Below are 12,373 nucleotides of genomic sequence, written 5' to 3'. Positions count from 1 at the left end.
TGTACCGGCCGTCGCGACGCTGCGAGCCACGGCGCGCGACCGAGGGAGGGAGATCGCGTGAACGGAATCGATTGGATCCAGACCATCGTCTGGATCGGACTGGTGTTGCTGCTGGGAGTGGTCGAGATCTTCACCCTCGACTTCATCTTCATCATGCTCGCGGCCGGAGCCGCCGGTGGGTTGATCGCCGCCCTGCTCGGCGCCCCGTGGTGGCTGTCCGCCATCATCTCCGCCGTGCTCGCGCTCGTGCTGCTGTCGCTCGTGCGACCGCGCCTGCTGCTCATGCTCGGCCGAGGCGCCGACCCGCACCGCACGAACATCGAGGGGCTCATCGGGCTCCCCGGCACCGTCGCCGTCGCGTTCACATCATCTGCTCCTGGTCAGGTCCGCCTGGCCAACGGCGAGACCTGGAGCGCACGGTTCGCCGTGGGCGCCATCGACCGCACACCGCCACTCGGCACCCCCGTGGTCGTCGAGTCGATCGAGGGGTCGACCGCGGTCGTGCGCCTCGCAGAAAGGGCCACCTCGTGACCATCACACCCGGGACGATCGCACTGCTCGTCCTGATCCTCGTCGTCGTCATCTTCGTGATCGTCGTCCTGGCCAAGGCGATCCGCATCGTCCCGCAGGCCACCGCGGGCATCGTGGAACGCCTCGGCAAGTACCACAAGACCCTCTCGCCGGGCCTGAACCTGCTCGTGCCGTTCATCGACCGCCTGCGGCCCCTGCTCGACATGCGCGAGCAGGTCGTGTCGTTCCCGCCGCAGCCGGTGATCACCGAGGACAACCTCGTGGTCTCCATCGACACCGTCGTGTACTTCCAGGTCACCGACGCCCGCGCGGCGACGTACGAGATCGCGAACTACCTCGGCGCCGTCGAGCAGCTCACCACCACCACGCTCCGCAACGTCGTCGGTGGCCTCAACCTCGAAGAGGCCCTGACCAGCCGCGACAACATCAACGGTCAGCTCCGCGTCGTGCTCGACGAAGCGACCGGCAAGTGGGGCATCCGCGTCGGCCGTGTCGAGCTCAAGGCGATCGAGCCGCCCGTGTCCATCCAGGACGCCATGGAGCAGCAGCTGCGTGCCGAGCGGAGCCGTCGTGCCGCGATCCTGCAGGCCGAGGGCACCAAGCAGTCCCAGATCCTCGAGGCCGAGGGGCAGCGGCAGGCCGCCATCCTCGCGGCCGAGGGTGACGCCAAGGCCCAGGTGCTCCGCGCAGAGGGTGAAGCCTCTGCGATCGCCACGGTCTTCGAGGCCATCCACACCGGTGACCCCGACGACAAGCTGCTCTCGTACCAGTACCTGCAGATGCTCCCGAAGATCGCCGAGGGCACCGCGAACAAGCTCTGGATGATCCCGAGCGAGTTCACCGAGGCACTGTCCGGCATCGCGAAGGGCTTCTCCGGCGGACGGAGCGGCAGCGGCCCGGTCGCCGGCGCCGGCTCGGGCGGGGACTTCCTCTCCCGCATCTCCAAGCTCGCGAACGAGAGCCTGGCGAACACCGCGGCCGCCGGGTCGGCGGACACCACCATGCCGCGTGCGGATGCGACCGCCGCGGACATCGTCCCCGAGTCCGACCTCGACGCGCGACTGGCCGAGTCGAACCGAAGCGTCGACGCGCACCTCGCAGCCGCCGACGACGCGACCGCCGAGAAGGTCGACGACGCACCGGCCCCGCAAGCCGACGCCGCGCAGCACCCGAACGACGAAGCGTCGGGGCACCGCACCAGCGACGGCTCCGGCCGACGCTGACCCGCACCACCACGAACGACGATGCCCGCCCCGGGGAACCGGGGCGGGCATCGTCGTTCGTCAGGTGGTGGTGTCAGGCACCGCGTCGTGCGCGCAGGACCTGCAGGCGCTCCTCGAGGAGCTCCTCGAGTTCCTCGCGCGAGCGACGTTCGAGCAGCATGTCCCAGTGGGTACGGGGCGCCTTGACGTCCTCTGCTGCGACCTCGACGGGGATGCCGTCGTCACCGAGCAGCCGTCCTTCGCGGCCGGAGCGAGGCTCCGACCAGGTCTGGGGCACGTCTGCGTCAGCGGAGAAGACGATGTCGAAGGTCTCCCCCGAATCGGTCTGGTAGACCGCGCGCTTGCGGTCCGAGAGCTCGACGCCCTCTTCGCTCTGGAGGCTCTGACTCCCGAGCCGCATGCCGCGGAGACTCCGATCAGCCATGTGTGTGCTCCTCTCGCTCGTCTGCCCTCCACAACACTGTCCCACGCCCCGTCGTTCCCGACTGGGCGCATTCACAGTCCGTTCCCAGTGCGTGGCCCCGATGCACAGGATCACAGCCTCGGACGGACAGGGACGCGGCGGCGGATCAGGAGCGCTTGCGGCGTCCCCACGGTGCACAGGCGAGCAGCACGAGGAGCCCGCCGAGCGACAGGAACAACGCGATCGACCCCGAAGCGAGCGACGCCGGGGTCGTCGAGGTGCCGAGCGGCACGTCGGTCACCATCGAGGTCGCGGTGTACTCGGGGACCCGGTCGATGGTGCGTCCGGACGGGTCGATGACCTGCGAAGCGCCGACGGTCGAGATGTTGACGAGCGACCGACCGGTCTCGATCGCCCGCATCCGCGCGATCTCGAGCTGCTGCAGGTTCTCGTCGGTGCCGGAGAAGTCCGCGTTGTTCGTCTGCGCGAGGATCACCTGCGCTCCCCCGCGCACCATGTCGCGGGTCAGTCCGTCGTCGACGATGTCGAAGCAGATCGCGATGCCCGCCTTGATCCCCGCCACCGGCAGGACGTTCGGCTTCGTCCCCGGCGTGTAGTCGCGCTGCAGCAGGCCGATCAGGGACGGCGCGAGCTTCGAGAAGAACCACCGGTCCGGTACGTACTCGCCGAAGGGCACCGGGCGCTTCTTGTCGTAGGACGACTGCCACCCGTCGGCGGTCCACACGAACGACGTGTTGTGCAGCACCCCGGACGGGGTCTGCGTGATGGCTCCGGCGACCAGCGGCGCACCGACCGAGTCTACGACGGCGTCGAGCGACGACGCGATCACGGGCTGCTGGCGCGGGTCGAACTCGGCGGAGGCCTCGGGCCAGACGACGAGGTCGACGTCCTTCGCCTCGACGTCGGTCGCCGCGACCTGCGCCGCCAGGACCTCGCCCGGCGCAGCCCGGTCGAAGTACCCGGCCGGCCCGTTGCCCTGCACCGACTCGATCCGGATGGTGCCGGACGTCGCGGTCGGCCAGGCCGGCACCGCCAGCACGGCGGCGACGAGCAACCCGGCGGTCGCGACCCGGACCGGCAGCCGCAGGGTCGCGCCCGGCGCCCGCGGGGACACGAGGGCGAGTGACACGACGACCGCGACGCAGTAGACGACCACGAACGTCACCCCGAGGACGCCGACGTACGCCGCGAGGTGGGTGAACGGCCCCTGCGACTGCGACAGACCGACGCGCCCCCAGGCGAAACCGCCGTACGGCCAGCTCCCCGAGAACCACTCGCGTCCGGTCCACAGTGCGGCGACCACGGCCGGGAGGCCCCACACGCGCCCGGCGGTCGAGGGCACCACGCGCGCGACCCAGCGGTACGCAAGGGCGATCGCGACGCTGCCGAGGGCGAAGAACGCGGCCTCCAACAACGCCAGCGCGAACCACGGGACGGGCCCCAGGTAGCGGCCGGCCCACGAGATGGCCGGGATCCAGAACGCGGCACCGGCCACGTAGCCGAGCCACGCGGCCCTGCGGGCACGCTGGCCCATCGCGGCGAGGAGCATGCAGGCCAGGGCCGGGAAGGCCAGGAACCACCAACCGGGAGACGGGAACGCGAGCGCGAAGAGCACCCCGCCGATGACGGCCAGGGGCAGCGCGCTGCCCAGCGGGAGCGCCGCGAACGTGCCGTCCGCGACCGCACCGCGGCCCACGCGCGCGGGCACCCCGCGCACACCGGTCTCCGGAACCCGCACCGTGCCTCCTGTCAGACCGCGGCGTAGGCGACGATGCCGCGGCGCACCGCGTCGGTCGCACGTCGGGCGGTCTGGGCGAGGTCGTCGTCACCGGCGTTCCGGATCTGGTCGAGCAGGTCGATGACCTGCTTCGACCAGCGGACGAAGTCGCCGGCGGGCAGGTCGAGGGTGCGCAGGACGTCGTCGAGGGCCGAGCCGGAGGCCCAGCGGAACATGCCCACCGCCATCGCCGGGGTGGGCGGCACCGAACCGGCCAGACGGGCATCGCGCTCGATGTCGTCGAGGCGCGACCAGATCGTCAGGGTCTCGTCGAGGGCCGGACGGAACGCGCCGCGCGGCAGTGCGTGCTCGGTGCCGGGGGCGTCGTCGCGTCGGGGCTGGTAGATGATCGTGGCGGCCATCGCGGCGAGCTGTGCCGGCGTGAGGTCCTTCCAGACACCCGCCTCGAGGCACTCGGCGACGAGCAGGTCGCGATCGCCGTAGATGCGCTGCAGCCGGCGGCCACCAGCGGCCACGGTGGCCTCGCCGTTGCCGGCGTCGACGAGGTAGCCGAGCTGCAGGAGCACGTCGGTGACCCGGTCGAACGTGGTCGCGACGGCACCGGTGCGGGACCGGATCTGCTGGAGCAGCTTGTCGTTGACGCGCTTCAGCTTCCACCAGCGCTCCGCCCAGCGGGCGTGCGCCTCGCGATCGGGGCAGGCATGGCAGGGGTGCCGCTGCATCTGGCGACGGACCGCCGTGATCGCGGCCTGCCGTTCCTGCCGCGCGCCGTGCGAGGCCTCGCGCCCACCGGGCACGTTCGTGCGCTCGAGGTCGGAGAGCTCGCGGCGGAGCGTCGAGTACTCGGTGAAGTCGCCGAGGTGGCACTGCATGGCCTCGCGGTAGCCCTCGAGGGACTCCTGCTGCGAGCGGACCTTGCGGGCCAGGTCGACCACGGACCGGTCGGCCTGGAACTGCGCGAACGAGGTCTCGAGGACCTCGCGCGTGCGCTGCCGCCCGAACTGGTCGATCAGGTTGACGGCCATGTTGTACGTCGGCTTGAACGACGAGTTCAGCGGGTAGGTGCGCCGGCTGGCGAGCGAGGCGACGGCCTGGGGGTCGAGGCCGTCGGTCCACTGGATGACCGAGTGCCCCTCGACGTCGATGCCACGGCGTCCGGCACGCCCGGTGAGCTGGGTGTACTCCCCCGGGGTGATCGGGACACGGGCCTCGCCGTTGAACTTCTCGAGCTTCTCGAGCACCACCGTGCGCGCGGGCATGTTGACACCGAGCGCGAGGGTCTCGGTGGCGAACACCACCTTGAGCAGCTTGCGTTGGAAGAGGTTCTCGACCACTTCCTTGAACGCGGGGAGCATGCCGGCGTGGTGCGCGGCGACACCGCGCTCCAGGCCCTCGAGGAACTCCCAGTAGCCGAGGACGGCGAGGTCCTCGTCCGGCAGGGTGCGGCAGTGGTACTCCGCGGTCTCGCGGATCTCGTTGCGCTCCGGGACCGTGGTGAGCGACAGGCCGGAGCGCAGGACGTTGCGGACGCCCTGGTCACACCCGGCTCGGCTGAACACGAAGAAGATCGCGGGCAGCAGCATCCGCTCGTCGAGCATGTGCGCGATGCGTTCGCGGTGCAGTTTCTCGGTACGCGGCCCACGGCGGTCGGGGTATCCCCCACGCCCTCGTCCGCCACGGTGGCCGCCGCCGTGCCGTTCGCTGCGCGAGGCTCCACCGACCATGCGGAGCAGTTCCGGGTTGACGCGGTTCGTCGCCGCCGCACCGCTCGAGTCGAACAGGTCGACCATCTTCGAACCGACCAGGACGTGCTGCTCGAGCGGGACCGGGCGGTCTTCCGACACGATGACGTCGGTGTCCCCGCGGACGGCCTGCAGCCAGTCGCCGAACTCCTCGGCGTTGGACACCGTCGCGCTGAGCGAGACCAGCCGGACCTCGGTCGGCAGGTGCAGGATCACTTCTTCCCACACCGCACCGCGGAACCGGTCGGCCAGGTAGTGGACCTCGTCGAGGACGACCCAGGCCAGGTCGTCGAGCAGGTCGGAGTCGGCGTAGATCATGTTCCGCAGGACCTCGGTCGTCATCACGACGACCCGCGCCCGCGGGTTCACGTTCGTGTCACCGGTGAGCAGGCCCACCTCGGACTCGCCGTAGACCTCGACCAGCTCGGCGTACTTCTGGTTGCTCAGCGCCTTCATCGGTGTCGTGTAGAACACCTTCGCCGTCGGCTGCCGCATGGCCAGCCAGATCGCGAACTCGGCCACGATCGTCTTGCCGGCACCGGTCGGCGCAGCCACGAGCACGCTGCGGCCCTGGTCGAGCGCGTCGCACGCGGCGAACTGGAACGGGTCGAGGTCGAAGCGCAGGTCGGCGCGGAACAGCTCCAGGTTGCGCGAGCGGTTCCGGACCTTGGCGGCGGCGAAGCGCTCGGCCGCGCTGAGGTCCGCGCCCGTCACAGGCCGTACTCTTCGTCGAGCTTGGCCTGCTTCTTCGCCACCCTGCGGTCGTGGAACCAGGCCACGACGCACGCGGCGATGTAGAGCACGACCATCGGGACGGCCAGCAGGAACATCGAGATGACGTCGGCGCTCGGCGTGACGATCGCGCAGAACACCAGGATGCACAGGATCGCGATGCGCCAGGACTTGATGATCGCCGCCGCTGACAGGACGCCGACGAAGTTCAGCAGCACGATGAAGACCGGCAGCACGAACGCGATGCCGACCGCGACGATGAGCTTGATGACGAAGTCGTAGTACGCCTTCGCGTCGACGATCGAGGTGTCCTGGCTGGACACGAAGCTGCCGAGGATGCCGACCACGTGCGGCAGGATGTACCACCCGAAGTAGCACCCGGCGAAGAACAGCGGGATCGCGGTACCGAGGAAGCCCCACACGTACTGCTTCTCACGCCGCACCAGGGCGGGCACGATGAAGGCCCAGATCTGGTAGAGCCAGACCGGGCTGGCGATGACGATGCCGATCGTGATCGCGATCTGCAGCTTGAGGTCGAACGCGCCCGTGATCATCGGGAAGTTCAGCTCGGCCGTGTGCCCGCCGACCTTGGCGAGCTCGGCCACCGGTGCCCGGAGCGAGTCCAGCACGAACGGGGTCAGGAACCATCCACCGACCGCGGCGATGACCACGGCGATCACTGCGCGGAACAGGCGGTTGCGCAGCTCGATGAGGTGCTGCCCGAGCGACATGCGGCCTTCGGCGTCGTTGTCACGGCGCCCTTGCCGCCTCGCTCGCCCGCGCGCGGTCGTCGAAGCCATGGGTCGATCCTACGGGGTGGGAACCGACAGTTCGGCGCGCTCCGTGCGAACGCACATGCAGGAGCGGTCGGCGGCGGGGCTGCGACGTCAGCTGGCGGCGAGGGCAGCGGCGGCGAAGTCCCGCACCGCGTCCCGCGCTGCGGGCGGGTCGAGCACCACGGCACGGCCGGGCAGCCCCGCGACGAGCCGGACCACGCCGTCGAAGCCGTTCGACGCCGCGAGCCGGATGCGCACGCGCGCCTCGGCGTCGGGAGCGTCCGCGGTGTCGGCGAGGAAGTCGGCCACGAGCGGCAGCGACGACGAGTCGAGCTCGACGGTGACGATGACGTCCTCTGCCGACTGCTGGAACAGCGTGTCCGGGATCACCACCTGGTCGGCCGACTTCTCCACCGCACGGTCGTCGACGCGTGCACCGGACATCCGGTCGAGGCGGAAGGTCCGGAGCGCCTGCCGGTCGAGGTCCCAGGCGCGGAGGTACCAGTCCGTGTCGATCGACTCGACGCGCAGCGGGTCGACCCGGCGAGTGCCGCCCTGGGTGCGCGGACCGGCGTACTCGAAGGACAAGCCGCGGCCGTCGGCCATCGCACGACGGATCGTCGCGAGGGCGACGTCGTGCAGGTCCTGACCGACGGCGACCGTCGAGGCTGCACCGCCGGCACCGCGCGACAGCTTCGCCATGAGTGCTCGGATGGCGTCGCGGTCGGCGGCCTCGGGCAGCGCGGAGAGGTACTGCAGCCCGGCGATGAGCGCCGAAGCTTCTCGCGCGGACAGTCGGGGTGAGTCGTCGATGGCGACGAGGTTCGTCAGGACGATCATCTCGTTCTGGTCGAAGTCGTCCCACGCGATGTCGAACAGGTCGCCGTGCTGGTACTGCATCGTCTCGCCGGGGACCCCCGACACCGCGATGAGCTCCACGGCGCGGCGGATGCGGGCCTCGGGGACGCCGAAGTGGCGCGCGGCCTCGGCCACCGAGACGCGCTCGCGGTCGATCAGGTACGGCACGAGGGCGAGCAGGAAGGCGAGCTTGTCCTGCGCCTGCAGGGGTTGGGCGTCAGCCACGGGCGGGGTCCTCTTCGTCGCTGTGGTCGCGCACGAGCGCGCGGAGCCGCTCGACGACGCGCAGCCGCAGGTCCTCCGGCTCGAGCACCCGGACCTCGGGTCCGAACGCCGCGAGTTCCTCGGCCAGGATCTGCGGGTCGACGTGGTGCAGCACGAGTGCGCCGTCGGCGTCGGTCTCGGTGTCACGACGGCGCGCGAGCCGCCGCTCGGCGTCGGATCCGGGGGTCACCGCGATGCGCGCCGTGCGGGCGGACCAGATCCGTTCGAGCTCGGCGAGCGTTCGCTCCCCCGCGCCCACCGGGGCGGTGTGCTGCCCGACGTCGTACTGCGTGACGGGTCCGACGATGCGCGAGAGCAGGTAGTTCTTGTCCGAGTCCGTGGCGAACTCGTGGGCGGCGAGCATCCAGCGGCCGCCGTGCTGCACCAGGGCGAGCGGGGCGAGTTCGCGCCGACGGGCTTCGTGCTGGCCCGGGGTGATGTAGTCGAACCGGACGGCGGCACCACGGTCGAGCGCGGAGCGGAGCGGCTCGAACGCCGCGTCGCGTGCTCGGAGCCGTGGGGCGTACGCGTCGACGCCGAGCTGGAGTGCGCCGTCGTCGTCCTCGGAACCCGCGGACCGGACCTTCAGCAGCCCGCGACGCGAGTCAGCCGACAACGCGCCTTCGCGCCAGGCCATGGCGGCAAGCGACAGCAGGGCCGACTCGTCCGGGGTGAAGCGGACGTCGACGGGCAGGTCGTACTCGCCCTTCGGGATCCGGTACCGCAGCGTCTGGTTGTTGCCGGCGGCACCCGGTGTCTCGATGGTCTCGAGCGGGATGCCGAGCTCGCGGACGTCGTCCTTGTCGCGCTCGAACTGCCGCTCGAGCGAGGCGTTGTCCCCACCCGGTGTGAACCGCTGGCGGTAGCCCTGCACGTTGGTCAGGATCTCCGCCTTGGTCAGCCCCGACTCCGTCGAGAGCAGCGCGAGCACGAGGCTGAACAGCCGCTCCTCTGCGGGCACACGGGGCACACGGGTCGCTGGCACGAGGCGATCCTACGGCAGCGCGGGTGCACCGGAGTGCACCCGCGCCGCGGTCGGTGGACGGTGTGGGAGCGTCAGCTCGACATCGCTCCGAGCACGTCGATGACGTAGGCGTAGGCGGTGCCCTGCTGGTTCACGACGGCCAGGACCTGGTCGCCGACGTGGTGCCCGACGATGGCGTTGCGAACGCCCTCGTCGACCTGGCCCTTGGTGAGCGGCACGGTCTGCGCACCCGAGCCGTCGGTCCAGCTGGAGCCGGCCACGGACGGATCAGCACCCCACGTCACGGCGGTGTACTTGATGACCGCGGTGTCCTTCGCGGTGAGCACCCGACCGGACCCCTTGCGGAGCAGGTGCGTCTCGTTCGACTTCGGCGCGTTCCACGACGGGATCGTGATGCCGGTGGCGCCGGACGGTGCGAGCACGACGGCGGGCATCTTGTCGCCGGCCAGCTGCGGGGTGCCGGTCGCGCGGGCGTCGAAGGCCCGCTTGACGTCGATGACGGCGATGACGGCGTCCTCGGTCTTCGCCGACGAGCCACTGTCGGTGGTCGCGCTGGTGTCCGAGCTGCTGAGGGCGCTCTTCGGCAGCGCGACGGCCAGGCGGTCGCCGACCTGCGCGCACTCGAGCGATTCGCCGAGGGCGCCGTAGTTGCTCGCCCCGGCGGTGATCGGGGCCGTCTGCCCGGAGTACCCGCTGGTCTGCGCGACCTCGCCGGTGGCGCCGTCGACGAGCGTGTACTCGATCAGGACGGGGGTGCCGTCGTCGATCGTGCGGCCGTCGCCCTGCTTCAGGACGGAGACCTGCGTGCCCTTCGTGGTGAGTCCGCTCGGGATCGACACCTTCGGCTCCTTGCCGAACGCGCCGGTGGCGGTCACCGCTTCGGACGCGGCACCGGGTGCGGCGCAGCTCGAGGGGGTGGTGCCGGCGCCGTTCGAGGCGCACGCCGTGAGCGACGCCACGAGACCGATGGTGACCAGGAGTGCGGGGATGGTGCGCACGGACCCTCTTTCCGTTCGATGCAGGACGGGCACGACCGTCAGCCTACCGTTCGCCGTCGGTCGGCTCGGACGCGCTGACGGGTTGGGACCCCTCGGCGGCGGCTGCGGACCCGGCCTCGGCAGCGGCGACCTTGCGGGCCTGCGCCGCCGACTGCCGTGCGACCTTGCGGAGCTTCTTGTCGCTCGTCGCGCGCTCGCCCACGGCGCCGGGGGTCCAGGCCTCGATGTCCTCGTCGGAGAACTCGACCTTGCCCGCGCGGCGCTTCAGGTTCGGCAGGACGGTGCCGTCGGCGAGACGACGGGCCGTGATGAGGAACCCGGTGTGCCCGACCATGCGGTGGTCCGGTCGGACGGCGAGCCCCTCGACGTGCCAGGTGCGCACCAGGGTCTCGCTCGGCATCGGGTCGGTGAAGCGGCCGGTGTCGCGCAGGGCCTCGGCCGTGCGGGACAGCTGGGTGACGGTCGCGACGTAGCAGACGATGAGTCCGCCGGGCACGAGGGCGTCGGCTGCGGCGTCGACGCACTCCCACGGCGCGAGCATGTCGAGGACCACGCGGTCGACACTCTGCTCGTCGACGGCGCCGGGCAGCTCCTCGACCAGGTCGCCGACGGTCACCGACCAGTTGTCCGGGACGGCGCCGAGGAACGTGCCGACGTTGCCCTGTGCGATCGCGGCGAACTCCTCGCGACGCTCGAACGACTGCAGCTGCCCCGTCGGACCGATCGCCCGCAGCAGGAACAGGGAGAGGGCACCGGAACCGACGCCGGCCTCGACCACCCGGGCGCCCGGGAAGACGTCCGCGAACGCCACGATCTGGGCGGCGTCCTTCGGGTAGACGATGGCGGCACCACGCGGCATCGACATCACGTAGTCGTTGAGCAGCGGACGCAGCGCCAGGTACTCGTCGCCCGTGCTGGCTCGGATCACCGAGCCGTCGGGCTGGCCGATGACGTCGTCGTGCCGGAGGACCCCGCGGTGCGTGTGGTACTCGCCGGCGGTCTCGAGGGACAGCGTCGTGAGCTTGCCCTTCGGGCCGGTGAGCTGCACGCGGTCGCCGGCCCGGAACGGGCCACGCGGCGGCGTGTGGGGTGCGCCACCGGCGGTGTGCGGCAGGGCCGCTGTCGGGTCGTCGGTGTGGCTCATCGGGTGACTCCCTCGGTGTCCGCAGCGTGCGCCGGGTCAGGAGCCGGGCCTCCCGTCACGGCAGCGCGCGCGGCCAGCGCCGGCCCCGTCAACTCGACCAGGCGGTCGACGTCGACACCCGACAGGGTGGTCAGGTGCACGTCGCCGCCGGCGATCTCGGACAGCGGGACGATGTGCTCCACGGCGACCGTGACGGCGCCGGAGGCGACGGCCGAGGCGACGCCGGTGGCGGAGTCCTCGATCGCGACGCACGCGGTCGGCTCGACACCGAGCTGGGCGGCAGCGGAGAGGTAGGCGTCCGGGTACGGCTTCGGACGGTCGACGTCGTCACCGGCCACGACGACGCGGAACCCGCGCTCGCCCAGTGCCTCGGCGGCGACGAGTGCCATCTTGCGGCGGGACATCGTCACCAGCGCGGTGGGGATGCCGCGGGCGTGGAGCTCCTCGACGAGCTCGCGGGCACCCGGGCGCCACGGCAGCTCACCCGCGCGCAGGTGCTCCATCACGTAGTCGGTCATCCACTGGATGATCTCCTCGACCTCCATGTCGACGCCCTTGGCGCGCAGGAGCTCGCCGGAGCGCTCGAGGCCGGAGCCGACCAGGGACAGGCCGTCCTCGTGGGTCCACTCGGCGCCGTAGCGGTTCGTCAGGTCGACCTGGGAGCGCTGCCAGATCGGCTCGGTGTCGATGATCGTGCCGTCCATGTCCCACAGCACGGCTGCGGGCGGGACGAGGGCAGGAGGATGCGCGGTCACGGGCGACGAGTCTACCGGGGCCGTGCGGCGCGGCGGGCGCGGGCCGTGCACACTGCGGGCGCGGGCCGTGCACACGGCGGGCGCGGGCCGCCCGCCACCGTCGGCGCGGCCGCCTTGCCGTTCCGCTGGGCGCGGACGGGCATGCCCGCGGGCGTCGCCGGGGCCTACAGTGGATGCCTGCATCGTGTCCGGCCGGGTGCCTC

General features: G+C 71.3%; 11 protein-coding genes. 2 read left to right on the top strand and 9 right to left on the bottom strand.

Features of this window, described 5'->3' with window-relative positions; translation table 11 throughout:
• Nucleotides 1–57 precede the first annotated feature (57 nt).
• Nucleotides 58–531, top strand: a complete 474-nt coding sequence (locus EDF42_RS06270) for an NfeD family protein (RefSeq protein ID WP_235035827.1) — start codon at nucleotides 58–60, stop codon at nucleotides 529–531.
• Nucleotides 528–1,754: an SPFH domain-containing protein gene (locus EDF42_RS06265; protein WP_123671760.1), complete on the top strand. Its 1,227-nt coding sequence runs from the start codon at nucleotides 528–530 to the stop codon at nucleotides 1,752–1,754. The genes EDF42_RS06270 and EDF42_RS06265 overlap by 4 nt, the downstream gene beginning before the upstream one ends.
• A 73-nt stretch (nucleotides 1,755–1,827) precedes the next feature.
• Here EDF42_RS06265 and EDF42_RS06260 read toward each other — a convergent pair whose 3' ends face one another.
• The 9 genes from EDF42_RS06260 to EDF42_RS06220 form a co-directional block, all read right to left on the bottom strand.
• The gene (locus EDF42_RS06260) at nucleotides 1,828–2,178 is read right to left on the bottom strand and encodes an RNA polymerase-binding protein RbpA (protein ID WP_111084006.1); all 351 of its coding nucleotides are present in this window, start codon (nucleotides 2,176–2,178) and stop codon (nucleotides 1,828–1,830) included.
• Between the two features lie 145 nt (nucleotides 2,179–2,323).
• Nucleotides 2,324–3,916, bottom strand: coding sequence for an apolipoprotein N-acyltransferase (gene lnt / locus EDF42_RS06255; RefSeq protein ID WP_260212675.1), 1,593 nt, complete (start codon nucleotides 3,914–3,916; stop codon nucleotides 2,324–2,326).
• An 11-nt stretch (nucleotides 3,917–3,927) separates the two neighbouring features.
• Entirely contained in the window at nucleotides 3,928–6,372 is a 2,445-nt protein-coding gene (locus EDF42_RS06250) for an RNA helicase (protein WP_123671759.1), read from the bottom strand.
• A complete protein-coding gene (gene tatC / locus EDF42_RS06245) occupies nucleotides 6,369–7,121 on the bottom strand; it encodes a twin-arginine translocase subunit TatC (RefSeq protein WP_111084003.1) in 753 nt (250 codons plus the stop codon). The genes EDF42_RS06250 and tatC overlap by 4 nt, the downstream gene beginning before the upstream one ends.
• A 156-nt stretch (nucleotides 7,122–7,277) precedes the next feature.
• Complete coding sequence (locus EDF42_RS06240; protein WP_123339652.1) at nucleotides 7,278–8,249, bottom strand: YafY family protein; 972 nt, start codon at nucleotides 8,247–8,249, stop codon at nucleotides 7,278–7,280.
• On the bottom strand, nucleotides 8,242–9,273 hold the full coding sequence (locus EDF42_RS06235; protein WP_123671758.1) for a YafY family protein: 1,032 nt from the start codon (nucleotides 9,271–9,273) through the stop codon (nucleotides 8,242–8,244). The genes EDF42_RS06240 and EDF42_RS06235 overlap by 8 nt, the downstream gene beginning before the upstream one ends.
• A 71-nt stretch (nucleotides 9,274–9,344) precedes the next feature.
• Entirely contained in the window at nucleotides 9,345–10,271 is a 927-nt protein-coding gene (locus EDF42_RS06230; protein ID WP_123671757.1) for a hypothetical protein, read from the bottom strand.
• A gap of 43 nt (nucleotides 10,272–10,314) precedes the next feature.
• On the bottom strand, nucleotides 10,315–11,415 hold the full coding sequence (locus EDF42_RS06225; protein ID WP_260235165.1) for a tRNA (adenine-N1)-methyltransferase: 1,101 nt from the start codon (nucleotides 11,413–11,415) through the stop codon (nucleotides 10,315–10,317).
• The gene (locus EDF42_RS06220) at nucleotides 11,412–12,170 is read right to left on the bottom strand and encodes an HAD family phosphatase (protein WP_235035824.1); all 759 of its coding nucleotides are present in this window, start codon (nucleotides 12,168–12,170) and stop codon (nucleotides 11,412–11,414) included. The genes EDF42_RS06225 and EDF42_RS06220 overlap by 4 nt, the downstream gene beginning before the upstream one ends.
• Nucleotides 12,171–12,373: the final 203 nt, after the last annotated feature.

It is taken from the genome of Curtobacterium sp. PhB172 (genome assembly GCF_003752545.1).
Classification (GTDB): domain Bacteria; phylum Actinomycetota; class Actinomycetes; order Actinomycetales; family Microbacteriaceae; genus Curtobacterium.
The sequence above is the reverse complement of the archived record's forward strand: the minus strand, read 5'-3'. Positions and strand labels throughout refer to the sequence as shown.